Consider the following 13,759-nt stretch of genomic DNA (forward strand, 5'->3'; position numbering starts at 1 on the left):
GGGATCGAGCCTACTCAGTGCGCGTGGTGTGGCCTACAGTCGGCTGGGTGCCGGGACCGCGGCACCCAAGGGCTAGAGTGTGAGCGCTTCTACCCCTGCCCGCGAGGACTTCCGTGACGTACGTCGACCCGACCAGCCCCGAGCTGCTCGCTGACGACGGGCGACGCGACGACGACCAGCGGGCGACGCTGGCCGACGTCGTGATGGCCTACGTCGGCCTCACCAAGCCACGGGTCATCGAGCTCCTGCTGCTGACCACCGTGCCGGTGATGTTCTTCGCCGCCCGCGGCGTGCCTCCGCTGGGCCTGGTGGTGGCCACCGTGATCGGCGGGACGCTGTCCGCCGGCTCCGCCTCGGTGTTCAACTGCGTCTACGACCGTGACATCGACGAGCAGATGCGCCGCACCCGGCGCCGGGCGCTGCCGCGTCACATCGTCTCTCCGGCCGCGGCGCTGGTCTTCGGCGTCGTGCTGGGCGTGCTGTCCACCGTGGTGCTGTGGGCGTGGGTGAACCCGCTGTCCGCGGTGCTCTCGGTGACCGCGAACGCCTTCTACGTCTTCGTCTACACGATGCTGCTCAAGCGGCGCACCACCCAGAACATCGTGTGGGGCGGCATCGCGGGCTGCTTCCCGGCCCTGATCGGTTGGACCGCCGTGACCGGCGAGCTGTCCTGGGTGCCCGTCGTGCTGTTCGCGGTCGTCTTCTTCTGGACGCCGCCGCACACCTGGGCGCTGGCGCTGCGCTACCGCGAGGACTACGCCCAGGTCGACGTGCCGATGCTGCCGGTGGTCAAGCCCGCCCGCTCCGTGGCGCTGCAGATCGTCATCTACAGCTGGGTGATGGTCGCGACCTCGCTGCTGCTGTGGCCGGTCGCCGGCACCGGCCCGGTCTACCCGGTCGTCGCCGCCGTCCTCGGTGCGGTCTTCCTGGTCCAGGCCCACGCGCTGCACCGGCGCGCCCGCAGCTCCGAGGAGCTCAGCGTGCTGCAGCCGATGAAGCTCTTCCACGCCTCGAACCTGTACCTCAGCCTGCTGTTCGTCGCCGTCGCGATCGACCCGCTGCTGTTCTGAGGCCGGCGCCGCCCGGTCGCGCCCACTCCGGGCTGCGCCGGGACGGGCTCAGCTGGCGGCCGGCGTGGCCGGGACCACGGGGGAGTCGTGCCGGGTGGTGAGCTCGCGGAGCCGCTCGGCGAGCCAGGCGTCCTGGCCCACGCGGGCCATGTGCTCGGCGTGGGTGCGCACGGGCAGGGTCTCCGGGTCGGCGCCGAGGACGGCCTTGACCGCCTCGTAGGTCAGTGCCTCCTCGGTCACGTCGACCGTGTGCACGTGCTGCTGCGGGATGGAGATCGTCACGCCCTGCCTCGTTCCTCTCGTCGCGCTGCCGGCGACACGCAGCCGGCAGCAGCCGTCCGGGGTAGGCCCAGGACGACCGGAGGGTCTTTACCCGCTCAGCGGCTGAGCATCCCCAGCGGCTCGGCGGACGGGCCGGCGGCGGCATCCTCGGGCGCGGAGGCGGCGCGGCCGCGCGCCGCTACGACGGCCCAGGCGAGGGCCGCGGACGTGAGGGCCGCGCCCAGCATGTGCACGCCGACGAGGAGCTCGGGCAGGTCGGTGAAGTACTGCCAGAAGCCGATGACGCCCTGGGCGGCCTCGACCGCGAGCAGCAGCAGTGCCGCGCGCAGCAGCACGGCGTGCGCGGTGCGCCGGGCCAGCCAGCACAGCAGCACGGTGAGCCCGATGAGGACGTAGACCGACCAGGCGTGCACGTGGGAGAGGAACTGGGAGTCGAGCCCGTTGCGCGGCGCCTCCGCGTCACCCGCGTGCGGGCCGGAGCCGGTGACGACGGTGCCGAGGTAGAGCACCACCCAGCCCACCACGAACGCGGCCAGGGTCGTGCGGGACGCCGTACGGCCTGCGGCGGGGCGCTGCGGGCCGGAGACGTGGTCGACCAGCGCCACGCAGACCGCGATCATCGCCATCGACAGCAGCAGGTGCAGCGAGACGACCCACGGGTTGAGGTCGGTGAGCACGGTGATGCCGCCGATGACCGCCTGGAAGGGGACGCCGAGCGCCACCACCGTGGCGAGCCACACCGCGTGCGGGTGCTCGGCACGGCGCCGGCGCGCGGCCACCCAGCAGGCGATGGCGATCACGGCCAGCACGTAGGTGAGCAGCCGGTTGCCGAACTCGATGTAGCCGTGCAGGCCCAGCTCGGGGTGGTTGGTCCAGCGGTCGGCGTCACACGTGGGCCAGTCGGGACAGCCGAGGCCGGAGTCGGTCAGGCGGACGGCGCCGCCGGTCACCACGATGCCGATGTTGGCCACGAGGTTCGCCCACGTCAGCGGCACCAGCAGCCGGCCGAGCGTCTCGGCCAGCGCCTCGAGTCGGGTCTTCACGTTCACTCCCACTTGAAGGTCCGGGCGGTCAGCACCGACCCCAGGCCCGCCCAGGCGAGCAGGACCGCGAGGTCGCGTAGCGACACGTTGCCGTCGCAGGCGGCCCGCATGGCCTCGCCGAGCGCCCCGGAGGGCAGCCACCGCACCGCGTCGCCGAGCCCACCGTACGCCTCGATCGGCAGGACCACCGCACCGCCGGCGAGCAGCAGCAGGTAGACGAGGTTCGCCACCGCCAGCGTCGCCTCGGCGCGCAGCGCGCCGGCGACCAGCATGCCCAGGGACGCGAAGGCCGCGGTGCCACCCAGGGCGGCGAGCACCAGCGCCAGCCAGCCCACCGGGCCCTCGGGCCCGGACCAGCCCAGCGCGAGGCCGACCCCGCCGATCACGACGAGCTGCACGACCTCGACCACCAGCAGTGCGAGTACCTTGCCGCCCAGCAGCGCGGTGCGCGACAGCGGCGCCGTGCCGAGCCGCTTGAGCAGGCCGTAGCGGCGCTCGAAGCCGGTGGCGATCGCCAGTGAGGTGAAGGCGGTCGACATCACCGCCAGCGCCAGCACGCCGGGCGTGAACACGTCGACCGGCCGACCGTCCAGCTCGATGCCGATCCGGTCGGCGCCCTGGACCGCGCCGACGAGCACGATGACGGGGATCACGACGGCGACGAGCAGCTGCTCGCCGTTGCGCAGGAGCAGCCGAGCCTCCATCGCGGCCTGGGCCGCCACCTGGCGCAGCGCCGGGGCGGCGCCGGGCGCGGGGGCGAAGGTGCCGTTCATGCGAAGTCCTCCCGACCGGTCAGCTCTAGGAAGACGTCCTCGAGGTTGCGCTGGCCCAGCGACAGCGACTCCGGCAGCACGTCGTGCTCGGCGCACCAGGCGGCGACGGTGGCCAGGGTGGTGCCGTCGGCCGGGCCGGAGACCTGCAGGCTCAGCGGGTCCAGCACCACCAGCTCGGTGGCCGGGCCCAGCGCGGTCGCCAGCGCCTCCGGCGCGCCCGGAGGGAACGGCTGGGTGACCACCAGCCGGATGGTCGCCACCGTGCCGCCACGGGTCAGCTCCAGCGGCGTGCCGCTGGCCACCAGACGGCCGTGGTCGAGGATGTGCACCTTGTCGGCGAGGCGCTCGGCCTCCTCCAGGTAGTGCGTGGTCAGCACCACGGTCACGCCGTCGGCGCGCAGCTCCTCCAGCAGCTCCCAGACCGCACGGCGGATCTGCGGGTCCAGCCCGGCCGTCGGCTCGTCGACGAAGACCAGCTCCGGGCGCCCGATCAGGGCCAGCGCCAGCCCGAGCCGCTGCTGCTGCCCGCCCGAGAGCCGGCGGTACGGCGTGCGCCCGCACTCGTGCAGCGCGAGGCGCTCCATGAGCAGGCCCACCTCGAGGGGGTGGGCGTAGAGCCGGGCGAAGTGCCGGAGCATCTCCTCGGCTCGCGCCCCGCTCCAGGCGCCGCCGGACTGCAGCATCACGCCGATCCGGGGCAGCAGCTCGCGGCGCTCGCGCACCGGGTCGAGGCCGAGGACCCGCACCGTGCCGGCCTGCGCACGGCGGTAGCCCTCGCAGGTCTCCAGCGTCGTGGTCTTGCCGGCCCCGTTGGGGCCGAGGACGGCGGTGATGGTGTGGGACTCGACCTCGAAGGAGAGGCCGTCGACGGCCGTGCGATCGTCGTAACGCATCACCAGCCCGTCAACGAGAACAGCAGGTCCGGCGGGCACCCGGGGAGTCTAGATGCCGCCCTCCGGGCCTACGCTGGCGGCCGTGACCGTCTGGCTGCTCACCCTCGTGCTCGTCCTCGCCGCGGCCGTCGCGGTGCTGCTCGTGGTGGACCTGGTGCGCGACCGCGCCGCGCAGGACTCGCACTTCATCGCGCTCGCCGTGCTCGAGGTGGTGATGATCGCCCAGCTCGTCGGCGGGTCGATCGCCGTGGCCCGCACCGACCGCGAGATCGAGGGCGCGGTGCTGATCAGCTACCTGGTCACCGTCGTGCTGGCGCCGGTGGTGGCGGCCTTCTTCGCCCTCTCCGAGCGCTCGCGCGTGGGCACCACGATCCTGCTGCTCGGCGTGGCGACCGTGGCCGGCCTCGAGGTGCGGGTCTGGGACCTGTGGAACGCCCGTGCCTGAGTCCGCCCCCGCCCCGCGCCACCCGCTCTCGGAGGGCTGGGGCCGCGCCCTGGTCTTCGGCTACGGCCTCTTCGCCGTGGCGGCCACGGGCCGCTCCGCCGTCCAGCTCGGGACGGACTTCGGGCGAGCGCCGCTGGCCTACTCGCTGTCGCTGCTCGCGGCGCTGCTCTACCTCGTCGCGACCGGCTGCCTGCTCGCCGGCGGCGTGCGGGGCTGGTGGATCGCCGCGGTCGCCGTGGTGGTCGAGCTCGCCGGCGTGCTGGGCGTCGGCGTCCTGAGCTACCTCGCCACGGACCTGTTCCCCGACAAGACGGTGTGGTCGCACTTCGGTCAGGGCTACGGCTTCGTCCCGCTGGCGCTGCCCATCCTGGGACTCGCCTGGCTGCGGCACACCCGGCCCGAGCGGGTGCGACCGCCGCAGGTGTGACGGGCGTCGCTGAGGGTGACCTCAGTAAGCCTGACCTTCCTTGAACCGCCGGAATCAATAACGGCACACTTGCGTTGTGGAAATCGTGGGCAAGCCCGATTCTGCCGTCGAGCAGAGCGACCAACCGACGCGTCAGCGCGTCATGCGGTCGATCCTCGACAACGGTCCGTCCACGGCCGCGGCGCTCGCCGAGCGCCTCGAGCTGACGGCGGCGGCCGTACGGCGCCACCTGGAGGCACTGCTCGCGGACGGCGCCGTCGAGGCGCGCGACGCCCGACCGGTGGGCTCGCGGGGACGCGGCCGGCCGGCCAAGGTGTTCGCGCTCACCGAGCGCGGTCGCGACGGCTTCGACCAGCAGTACGACGACCTGGCCACCGAGGCGCTGCGCTTCCTCTCCGAGACGGCCGGCGCAGACGCCGTACGGGCGTTCGCGGAGCAGCGCGCGAGCTTCATCGAGCGCCGCTTCCCGGAGGTGCAGGCGGCACATCCGGACGCCTCGCCCGCCGAGGTGCTGGCCCAGGTCTTCACCGCCGAGGGCTACGCCGCCACCGTGCGGCAGCTGGCGCCGATCAACGGTGCCGCGAAGGGGGAGCAGCTGTGCCAGCAGCACTGCCCCGTCTCCCACGTCGCCCACGAGTTCCCCCAGCTGTGCGAGGCCGAGACCGAGGCCATCGGCCGCGTGCTCGGCACCCACGTGCAGCGTCTGGCCACCATCGCCCACGGCGACGGGGTGTGCACCACCTGCATCCCGGACGTCAACCAGCACATCAAGAACAAGGAGGAGGTCAGCTCATGACTTCGATCGAGGAGCTGAACCCCGAGCTCAAGGGCATCGGACGCTACGAGTTCGGCTGGGCCGACAAGAACGATGTCGGCGCCGACGCCAAGCGCGGGCTCAGCGAGGAGGTCGTGCGCGACATCTCCTCGAAGAAGTCCGAGCCCGACTGGATGCTCGACCTCCGGCTGAAGGGCCTGAAGCTCTTCGACCGCAAGCCGATGCCCACCTGGGGCTCGGACCTGTCGGCCATCGACTTCGACAACATCAAGTACTTCGTGCGCTCCTCGGAGAAGCAGGCCGCCACCTGGGACGACCTGCCCGAGGACATCAAGAACACCTACGACAAGCTCGGCATCCCGGAGGCGGAGAAGCAGCGCCTGGTCTCCGGCGTCGCCGCGCAGTACGAGTCCGAGGTCGTCTACCACTCCATCCGTGAGGACCTCGAGGCCCAGGGTGTGCTGTTCCTGGACACCGACACCGCGCTCAAGGAGCAGCCGGAGCTGTTCCGGGAGTACTTCGGCACCGTCATCCCGGTCGGGGACAACAAGTTCGCCGCGCTGAACACGTCCGTGTGGTCCGGCGGGTCGTTCATCTACGTCCCCAAGGGCGTGCACGTCGACATCCCGCTGCAGGCCTACTTCCGGATCAACACCGAGAACATGGGCCAGTTCGAGCGGACCCTGATCATCGTCGACGAGGACGCCTACGTGCACTACGTCGAGGGCTGCACCGCGCCGATCTACTCCTCGGACTCGCTGCACTCCGCGGTCGTGGAGATCATCGTCAAGAAGGGCGGCCGCTGCCGCTACACGACCATCCAGAACTGGTCGAACAACGTCTACAACCTGGTGACCAAGCGCGCGGTCTGCGAGGCCGGCGCCACCATGGAGTGGGTCGACGGCAACATCGGCTCCAAGGTCACCATGAAGTACCCGGCCGTCTACCTGATGGGCGAGCACGCCAAGGGCGAGACGCTGTCCATCGCGTTCGCCGGCGAGGGCCAGCACCAGGACGCCGGCGCCAAGATGGTGCACGCCGCCCCGAACACCTCCAGCTCGATCCTGAGCAAGTCGGTCGCGCGCGGCGGCGGTCGTACGTCGTACCGCGGCCTGATCCAGATCAACGAGGGCGCGCACGGCTCGAAGTCGAACGTGCTGTGCGACGCGCTGCTGGTCGACCAGATCAGCCGCTCGGACACCTACCCCTACGTCGACATCCGCGAGGACGACGTGTCCATGGGCCACGAGGCGAGCGTCTCGAAGGTCTCCGACGACCAGCTCTTCTACCTCATGTCGCGCGGCATGGCGGAGGACGAGGCGATGGCGATGATCGTGCGCGGCTTCGTCGAGCCGATCGCCAAGGAGCTGCCGATGGAGTACGCCCTCGAGCTCAACCGCCTGATCGAGCTGCAGATGGAGGGCGCGGTCGGCTGACCGGCCCCCGCCACCGGAGTTCCGGGGACCGGCGTGCCTCGAGCAGGCACGCCGGGCCCCGCCAGGTCTCAACCAGAAAGCGAACCACGTAGTGACAGTGACTGAGAGCGTCCAGGCGGCGCTGGAGCAGGACCGGGTGGACAGCCACCTGAACCCGCCTGCCTCCTACGACCTGGCCGACCACCCCGTGCCCACCGGCCGTGAGGAGGTGTGGCGCTTCACCCCGCTCAAGCGGTTGCGCGGCATCCTCGACGGCGAGGCCGGCACGAGTGCTCCCCAGTGGAGCACCGAGCTGCCCGCCGGCGTGACGCTGAGCGAGATCCCGGCCGAGCAGGCCGTCGCGCTCGGTGAGCTCGCGCCCAACGAGCGGCCCGCAGCCCTGGCCGCGGCCCGCGCCGAGACGGCGCTGCTGCTCGACGTGCCGGCCGAGGCCGTCGTGGCCGAGCCGGTCGTCCTGCGCCTGGACGGCAAGAGCGTCGAGGACCTGCTCTGGGGCCGCCTCGTGGTCCGGGTCGGCGCCCACGCCGAGGTGACCATCGTGCTCGTGCACACCGGGTCGGCGCGCTACTCCGCTATCCAGACCTTCGTGGTCGGCGACGGCGCGAAGGTCAACGTCCTCACGCTGCAGGACTGGGCCGACGACGCGGTGCACCTGGGCCGCGACGCGATCCGCGTGGGCCGCGACGCCTACGTCAAGCACACCTCGATCTCGTTCGGCGGCGACGTCGTGCGGATGCACGCCAACGTCGAGTACGACGGCCCCGGCGGCGAGGCCGAGCTGCTCGGCCTCTACTTCGCCGACGCCGGCCAGCACCTCGAGCACCGGCTCTTCGCCGACCACAACGCCCCGAAGACCAAGAGCAACGTGATCTACAAGGGCGCGCTGCAGGGCCAGAAGGCGCACACCGTGTGGATCGGCAACGTGCTGATCCGCAAGGTCGCCGAGGGCATCGAGACCTACGAGGAGAACCGCAACCTGATCCTCACCGACGGCACCCAGTGCGACTCGGTCCCCAACCTGGAGATCGAGACCGGTGAGATCGCGGGTGCGGGCCACGCCTCGGCCACCGCCCGCTTCGACGACGAGCAGCTGTTCTACCTGCGCTCGCGCGGGGTCTCGGAGAAGGAGGCGCAGCGCCTGGTGGTGCACGGCTTCTTCAACGACCTGATCCGCAAGGTCGGGATCCCCTCGATCGAGGTCAAGCTGCTGGAGACCGTCGAGGCCGAGCTCGCCCGCAACGTCCTCAAGGAGGAGGCGTGAGCTTCGAACGCGCCTGCGCGCTGAGCGAGATCGACACCGACGAGGCCCGCGCGGTCACCGTCGGCGGCGTCGAGCTCGCCCTGGCCAAGGTCGAGCAGGCCGACGGCGGCGCCGAGGTCTTCGCGCTGCAGGACCTCTGCTCGCACGCGGCCGTGCCGCTCAGCGAGGGCGAGGTCGTCGACGGCACCGTCGAGTGCTGGCTGCACGGCTCCTGCTTCGACCTGCGCACCGGCAAGCCCGCCAACTTCCCGGCCACCGAGCCGGTTGCCACCTTCCCTGTCGAGCTGCGCCCCGACCCCTCGGGCGCCATCGACGTGTACGTCGACGTACAGACCACCCTGAACGGAGTGACCCCCGCATGACCAAGCTGGAGATCAAGGACCTGCACGTCCAGGTCAGCACCGAGGACGGCCCCAAGGAGATCCTGAAGGGCGTCACGCTCACCATCAACGGCGGTGAGACGCACGCGATCATGGGCCCCAACGGCTCGGGCAAGTCGACGCTGGCCTACTCGATCGCCGGCCACCCGCGCTACGAGGTCACCAGCGGCACCGTGACCCTCGACGGCGAGGACGTGCTGGAGATGTCGGTCGACGAGCGGGCCCGCGCCGGCCTGTTCCTCGCGATGCAGTACCCGGTCGAGGTGCCCGGCGTCTCGGTGGCGAACTTCCTGCGCACCGCCAAGACCGCCGTCGACGGCGAGGCGCCGAAGCTGCGCACCTGGATCAAGGAGGTCAACGGCGCCCTGGAGAAGATGAACCTCGACCCGACGTTCTCCCAGCGCTCGGTCAACGAGGGCTTCTCCGGCGGTGAGAAGAAGCGCCACGAGATCGCCCAGCTCGACCTGCTCGACCCGAAGGTCGCGGTCCTCGACGAGACCGACTCCGGTCTCGACATCGACGCCCTCAAGGTCGTCTCCGACGGCGTCAACCGGTTCCGCGAGCGCGACGCCAAGGGCGTCCTGCTGATCACCCACTACACCCGGATCCTGCGCTACATCCGCCCCGACCGGGTGCACGTGTTCGTGGCCGGCCGCGTCGCCGAGTCCGGCGGCCCGGAGCTGGCCGAGGAGCTCGAGGCCAACGGCTACGACCGCTTCCTCAAGGCGTCGGTCTGAGATGACCCTGCACGGACTCCTCCCCGAGCTGGAGGTCATCCGCAAGGACTTCCCGATCCTCGAGCGCACGCTCGCGGGCGGGATGCCGCTGGTGTACCTCGACAGCGCCAACACCTCGCAGAAGCCGCAGGTGGTGATCGACACGATGGTCGACCACCTCGAGCGGCACAACGCGAACATCGCCCGCGCGATGCACCAGCTCGGGGCGGAGTCCACCGAGGCGTTCGAGTCGGCGCGCGACAAGGTGGCGGCCTTCATCGGCGCCCCGGAGCGCGACGAGGTGATCTTCACCAAGAACGCCTCCGAGGCGCTCAACCTGGTGGCCAACACCCTGGTGTGGGGCTCCGACCTGCAGGTCGGTCCCGGCGACGAGGTGGTGATCACCGAGATGGAGCACCACTCGAACATCGTGCCCTGGCAGCTGCTCACCCAGCGCACCGGCGCCACGCTGCGCTGGTTCGGGCTCACCGACGACGGCCGCCTCGACCTCTCCCGCATCGACGAGCTGATCACCGAGCGCACGAAGGTCGTGTCCCTGACCTGGGTCTCGAACATGCTCGGCACGATCAACCCGATCGCCGAGATCACCCGCAAGGCGCACGCCGTCGGCGCGATCGTCGTCGTCGACGCCTCGCAGGCCGCCCCGCAGCTGCCGATCGACCTGGCCGCGATGCCCACCGAGGAGCGCCCCGACCTGCTCGCCTTCACCGGGCACAAGGTCGTCGGCCCCACCGGCATCGGCGTCCTCTGGGGCGCCCGGGCCGTGCTCGAGGCGCTGCCGCCGTTCCTCGGTGGCGGCGAGATGATCGAGACCGTGCGGATGGAGGGCTCGACCTACGCCGGCCTTCCGCACAAGTTCGAGGCCGGCACCCCGCCGATCGTCGAGGCCGTCGGTCTCGGCGCCGCGGTGGAATACCTCGGCCACGTGGGCATGGAGGCCCTGCACGCCCACGAGCAGGCGCTCACCGACTACGCGCTGCGCGGACTGCAGACGATCCCCGGCCTCACCGTGCTCGGCCCGCTGGAGGCCGCAGCCCGTGGTGGCGCGATCTCCTTCGAGCTCGAGGGCGTGCACCCGCACGACATCGCGCAGGTGCTCGACAGCCGCGGCATCGCCGTACGGGCCGGGCACCACTGCGCGAAGCCGGCGCACGCCCGCTTCGGGGTGCAGAGCTCGACGCGGATGTCGTCGTACCTCTACACGACGCCGGCGGAGATCGACGCGCTCGTCGAGGGCCTGGAATACACCCGTTCGTACTTCAAGTTGGGCTGAGCGATGACTGCGCAAGACCTGGATGCCCTCTATCAGGAGATCATCCTCGACCACTACAAGAACCCGCACGGCAAGGGGTTGCGCGGCGACGCCGGCGACGCCTCGGCCGCCGAGGTGCACCACGTCAACCCGACCTGCGGCGACGAGGTGACCCTGCGGGTCCACCTGGCCGACGGTGCCGACGGCGCCGGCGGGCAGGTCGTCGAGGACGTCTCGTACGACGCCCTCGGCTGCTCGATCTCGCAGGCCTCCGCCTCGGTGCTCTACGACCTGGTGGTCGGCAAGAGCGTCGAGGAGGCGATGACGATCCACGGTGAGTTCCTCGCCCTGATGCAGGGCAAGGGCACCGTGGAGCCCGACGAGGAGGTGCTGGAGGACGGCATCGCCTTCGCCGGCGTGGCAAAGTTCCCGGCGCGAGTCAAGTGTGCACTGCTGTCCTGGATGGCGTGGAAGGACGCGACGACGCAGGTCGTCGCGGCAACAGAGGGAGACAACGCATGAGTGACCACACCGACCTTCCCGACGTCCCGGAGGCGACCGTGAGCGGAAGCACCTCGGCGTCGGTCGCCGTCGCCGACATCGAGGAGGCGATGAAGGACGTCGTCGACCCCGAGCTCGGCATCAACGTCGTCGACCTCGGCCTGGTCTACGGCATCCACGTCGACGAGGGCAGCAACGTCGTGCTCGACATGACGCTGACCTCGGCAGCCTGCCCGCTCACCGACGTGATCACCGACCAGACCGAGGGTGCGCTCGAGGGCCTGGCCAACGACGTCGCGATCAACTGGGTCTGGATGCCGCCGTGGGGTCCCGACAAGATCACCCCCGACGGCCGCGAGCAGCTGCGCGCCCTCGGGTTCAACGTCTGAGCGCGCCGGTGTCCGACACCGAGTCCCTCGTCGCGGCGTTCTGGGAGGTCGCCAAGCGGCGTGCCCGCCTGTCGTCGCTGCCCGGCTACTTCGGCCCCAGCGCTCTGGAGTCCCTGGCGCCGCCGGCGTGGTCGTTCGGTGACAGCGCCGACGGCGAGGCGCTGCTGACCGAGCTGCTGGCCTCGGGGAGCCTGACCAGCGAGGTGCCGCTGTCGGACTACACCGACGCGGACGAGGCGCTGCCCGAGACGGGGACGCTGGGCATCCTGCTCGACGGCGCCGGCGCCCCGGTGGCGCTGGTGGTCACCGACGAGGTGCAGGTGTCGACCGCCGCGGCGGGCGAGACCGTCAGCGAGACGCTGCGCGTGGTGTACCGGGCCTGAGGTCCGACCGGCCGACTTCTCAGTCCGTGACGCCGGCGAACCGGGCGTCGGTGTAGCGGCGCAGCCGGTGCAGGAAGCCGCGGAACACCGCGTCCATCACCGGCCGGCCCAGCGGCATCCCCAGCCGCGAGGGTCCGCGCACGTCCAGCGCCAGCGTCCAGGTCATCCGGCACCCGCCCGGGGTCGCCTCGACGTCGTAGCGCTCGGCGAACGCGCGCACCGTGCGCGTAGAGCAGGCGTTGAAGCGGAACGACATCATCCGCGGCGGGTCCCAGGCCAGGAACTCCTCCTCACCGACCAGCCCGCCCCGCATCGTCACGGTGCGCCGGGTGCCGACGCCGTGCGGCTCCGGCGTGGTCCACTCGACGTGCGTGATCACCTTCGCCCACCGCGGCCACGCGTCGGCGTCGGCGAGCACCTCGAACAGCTCCTCGGGGGTGATCGCGAGGTCGACGCTGTTGGCGTAGCGGAACGGCGCGGTGTCGCAGAAGTCGATCTCCACGCGATCGGCCGGGTAGAGGGAGCCCATGCGCCCAACATAGGACACGTTCTCCTTCGCTAGCGTGGCCTTCGTGCCCGAGGTCCTCGTCCCCGCCGCCCGCTGGCCGCGCTGGGTGGAGAACTTCGAGGCCGCGCACGGCCCGGCGGCGCTGGCCGTCGTCGACGGCGCCCTGGTGGGCACTGCGCCGGACGGCTCCCGGTTCGCGGCGCGCCTGCCCTTCTCCGCGTCGTACGACGGCCCGGCACGCGCCGACGCGCTGCTGGCCGACCTGACTCCGCCGCCGGAGTGGGGCGTGCTGCTCGTGCGCAAGGGAGGGTTCGCGATCGCGCGGCTCGCGGGCACGGAGGTGACGGCCTCCAAGGTCGGGCAGCGCCACGTGCAGGGCCGGACCAAGGCGGGCGGGCAGTCGCAGCAGCGCTTCGCCCGGCGCCGCGCGAACCAGGCGCGCCAGGCCTACGAGGCGGCGGCCGAGCACGCGGCCCGGCTGCTGGAGGGGGTGCCGCTGGTGGTGACCGGGGGAGACCGGAGCGCGGTGGCGGAGGTGCTCGACGACCCCCGGCTGCGCGGGCTGTCGGTGTGCGGCCGGTTCTTCGCGGTGCCGGACCCGCGTCGTGCCCAGCTCGACCAGACGATCGCCGACGCCCAGTCGCTGGTGGTCGACGTCGTCAACGCCGGGTGAGCCGCCGGCGCTGCCCAGAGCTCCGCTGCTCAGAGCTCCAGGGTCAGGAACACGCTGTTCGGGTCGAGCCCGTAGCCCTCGAACGGCGGGCACTCGGTGAAGCCGCGGCTGAGGTAGAGCGTGCGAGCCGGGGCGAAGTAGTCCTCGACCCCGGTCTCCAGGCTCACCCGGACGTGCCCGCGTTCCCGGGCGCGGGCGAGCACGTGGTCCAGCAGCGCGGCGCCCACGCCGCGGCGACGGGCCGCGGTGGCGGTGCGCATCGACTTCAGCTCCGCGTGGTCCGCGGCCAGCCGCTTGAGCGCGACGCAACCGAGCAGCGTCTCCTCGTCACTGCGCGCGGTCCAGAACGTGATGCCCGGCGCGGCCAGAGCCTCGGGGTCGAGCGCGTGCACGCTCTCGGCCGGGGAGGTGGCGTACATGTCCGCGAGGTGCTCGGTGAGCAGCGCGAGCACGTCGTCGCGGCGGGGATCGTCGATCTGGATCTGCAGGGGCTGGATCTGCACGGGCGAAGTCTCCCGCCTCGCGCGCAGC

General features: G+C 71.6%; 19 protein-coding genes. 13 read left to right on the forward strand and 6 right to left on the reverse strand.

Going from position 1 to position 13,759, the window contains the following annotated elements; translation table 11 throughout:
- Window positions 1-143: 143 nt before the first annotated feature.
- Window positions 144-1,070 carry a heme o synthase gene (locus KG111_RS08770; RefSeq protein WP_240195390.1) on the forward strand — a complete coding sequence of 309 codons (927 nt, stop codon included), beginning with the start codon at window positions 144-146 and terminating at the stop codon, window positions 1,068-1,070.
- 48 nt (window positions 1,071-1,118) lie between these two features.
- On the opposite strand, the gene KG111_RS08775 is transcribed toward KG111_RS08770, so the two are convergent.
- The 4 genes from KG111_RS08775 to KG111_RS08790 form a co-directional block, all read right to left on the reverse strand.
- Window positions 1,119-1,352, reverse strand: coding sequence for a hypothetical protein (locus KG111_RS08775; protein ID WP_205290262.1), 234 nt, complete (start codon window positions 1,350-1,352; stop codon window positions 1,119-1,121).
- Between the two features lie 95 nt (window positions 1,353-1,447).
- A complete protein-coding gene (locus KG111_RS08780) occupies window positions 1,448-2,395 on the reverse strand; it encodes a COX15/CtaA family protein (protein ID WP_249666365.1) in 948 nt (315 codons plus the stop codon).
- Between the two features lie 2 nt (window positions 2,396-2,397).
- Entirely contained in the window at window positions 2,398-3,168 is a 771-nt protein-coding gene (locus KG111_RS08785; protein ID WP_205290263.1) for an ABC transporter permease, read from the reverse strand.
- A complete protein-coding gene (locus KG111_RS08790; RefSeq protein ID WP_205290264.1) occupies window positions 3,165-4,061 on the reverse strand; it encodes an ABC transporter ATP-binding protein in 897 nt (298 codons plus the stop codon). Before KG111_RS08790 ends, KG111_RS08785 begins: the two co-directional genes overlap by 4 nt.
- 82 nt (window positions 4,062-4,143) lie before the next feature.
- Here KG111_RS08790 and KG111_RS08795 point away from each other — a divergent pair, with 82 nt between their 5' ends.
- The 11 genes from KG111_RS08795 to KG111_RS08845 all read left to right on the forward strand — a co-directional run bounded on the left by KG111_RS08795 (window position 4,144) and on the right by KG111_RS08845 (window position 12,047).
- Entirely contained in the window at window positions 4,144-4,506 is a 363-nt protein-coding gene (locus KG111_RS08795) for a hypothetical protein (protein WP_205290265.1), read from the forward strand.
- Entirely contained in the window at window positions 4,499-4,933 is a 435-nt protein-coding gene (locus KG111_RS08800; protein WP_205290266.1) for a hypothetical protein, read from the forward strand. The genes KG111_RS08795 and KG111_RS08800 overlap by 8 nt, the downstream gene beginning before the upstream one ends.
- Before the next feature lie 76 nt (window positions 4,934-5,009).
- Entirely contained in the window at window positions 5,010-5,729 is a 720-nt protein-coding gene (locus KG111_RS08805; RefSeq protein ID WP_283770611.1) for a helix-turn-helix transcriptional regulator, read from the forward strand.
- Window positions 5,726-7,144, forward strand: coding sequence for a Fe-S cluster assembly protein SufB (sufB, locus tag KG111_RS08810; protein ID WP_205290267.1), 1,419 nt, complete (start codon window positions 5,726-5,728; stop codon window positions 7,142-7,144). Before KG111_RS08805 ends, sufB begins: the two co-directional genes overlap by 4 nt.
- 97 nt (window positions 7,145-7,241) lie before the next feature.
- Entirely contained in the window at window positions 7,242-8,405 is a 1,164-nt protein-coding gene (gene sufD, locus KG111_RS08815; RefSeq protein WP_249666366.1) for a Fe-S cluster assembly protein SufD, read from the forward strand.
- Window positions 8,402-8,767: a non-heme iron oxygenase ferredoxin subunit gene (locus KG111_RS08820; RefSeq protein ID WP_205290269.1), complete on the forward strand. Its 366-nt coding sequence runs from the start codon at window positions 8,402-8,404 to the stop codon at window positions 8,765-8,767. The genes sufD and KG111_RS08820 overlap by 4 nt, the downstream gene beginning before the upstream one ends.
- On the forward strand, window positions 8,764-9,522 hold the full coding sequence (gene sufC / locus KG111_RS08825) for a Fe-S cluster assembly ATPase SufC (RefSeq protein ID WP_205290270.1): 759 nt from the start codon (window positions 8,764-8,766) through the stop codon (window positions 9,520-9,522). Before KG111_RS08820 ends, sufC begins: the two co-directional genes overlap by 4 nt.
- Before the next feature lies 1 nt (window position 9,523).
- Window positions 9,524-10,795 carry a cysteine desulfurase gene (locus tag KG111_RS08830; protein ID WP_205290271.1) on the forward strand — a complete coding sequence of 424 codons (1,272 nt, stop codon included), beginning with the start codon at window positions 9,524-9,526 and terminating at the stop codon, window positions 10,793-10,795.
- Window positions 10,796-10,798: 3 nt separating this feature from the next.
- Window positions 10,799-11,296, forward strand: coding sequence for a Fe-S cluster assembly sulfur transfer protein SufU (gene sufU / locus KG111_RS08835; RefSeq protein WP_205290272.1), 498 nt, complete (start codon window positions 10,799-10,801; stop codon window positions 11,294-11,296).
- Window positions 11,293-11,664, forward strand: coding sequence for a metal-sulfur cluster assembly factor (locus tag KG111_RS08840; protein WP_205290273.1), 372 nt, complete (start codon window positions 11,293-11,295; stop codon window positions 11,662-11,664). The genes sufU and KG111_RS08840 overlap by 4 nt, the downstream gene beginning before the upstream one ends.
- A gap of 8 nt (window positions 11,665-11,672) precedes the next feature.
- The gene (locus KG111_RS08845; protein ID WP_205290274.1) at window positions 11,673-12,047 is read left to right on the forward strand and encodes an ASCH domain-containing protein; all 375 of its coding nucleotides are present in this window, start codon (window positions 11,673-11,675) and stop codon (window positions 12,045-12,047) included.
- Between the two features lie 19 nt (window positions 12,048-12,066).
- Here the strand turns inward: KG111_RS08845 and KG111_RS08850 are convergent, their stop codons facing one another.
- Window positions 12,067-12,576, reverse strand: coding sequence for an SRPBCC family protein (locus tag KG111_RS08850; RefSeq protein ID WP_205290275.1), 510 nt, complete (start codon window positions 12,574-12,576; stop codon window positions 12,067-12,069).
- Between the two features lie 43 nt (window positions 12,577-12,619).
- On the opposite strand from KG111_RS08850, the gene KG111_RS08855 reads away from it, so the two are divergent.
- A complete protein-coding gene (locus KG111_RS08855) occupies window positions 12,620-13,228 on the forward strand; it encodes an acVLRF1 family peptidyl-tRNA hydrolase (RefSeq protein ID WP_205290276.1) in 609 nt (202 codons plus the stop codon).
- Window positions 13,229-13,257: 29 nt separating this feature from the next.
- On the opposite strand, the gene KG111_RS08860 is transcribed toward KG111_RS08855, so the two are convergent.
- Window positions 13,258-13,731, reverse strand: a complete 474-nt coding sequence (locus KG111_RS08860; protein ID WP_249666367.1) for a GNAT family N-acetyltransferase — start codon at window positions 13,729-13,731, stop codon at window positions 13,258-13,260.
- Between the last annotated feature and the right edge of the window lie 28 nt (window positions 13,732-13,759).

It is taken from the genome of Nocardioides faecalis, from assembly GCF_018388425.1.
Taxonomy (GTDB): Bacteria; Actinomycetota; Actinomycetes; order Propionibacteriales; family Nocardioidaceae; genus Nocardioides; species Nocardioides faecalis.

Bases quoted from the DNA above. Each gene is read 5' to 3' on its own strand.
- sufU (WP_205290272.1), top strand. From the start codon at position 10,799: ATGACTGCGCAAGACCTGGATGCCCTCTATCAGGAGATCATCCTCGAC.
- KG111_RS08840 (WP_205290273.1), top strand. From the start codon at position 11,293: ATGAGTGACCACACCGACCTTCCCGACGTCCCGGAGGCGACCGTGAGC.
- KG111_RS08790 (WP_205290264.1), bottom strand. From the start codon at position 4,061: ATGCGTTACGACGATCGCACGGCCGTCGACGGCCTCTCCTTCGAGGTC.
- sufC (WP_205290270.1), top strand. From the start codon at position 8,764: ATGACCAAGCTGGAGATCAAGGACCTGCACGTCCAGGTCAGCACCGAG.
- KG111_RS08785 (WP_205290263.1), bottom strand. From the start codon at position 3,168: ATGAACGGCACCTTCGCCCCCGCGCCCGGCGCCGCCCCGGCGCTGCGC.
- KG111_RS08830 (WP_205290271.1), top strand. From the start codon at position 9,524: ATGACCCTGCACGGACTCCTCCCCGAGCTGGAGGTCATCCGCAAGGAC.
- sufB (WP_205290267.1), top strand. From the start codon at position 5,726: ATGACTTCGATCGAGGAGCTGAACCCCGAGCTCAAGGGCATCGGACGC.
- KG111_RS08850 (WP_205290275.1), bottom strand. From the start codon at position 12,576: ATGGGCTCCCTCTACCCGGCCGATCGCGTGGAGATCGACTTCTGCGAC.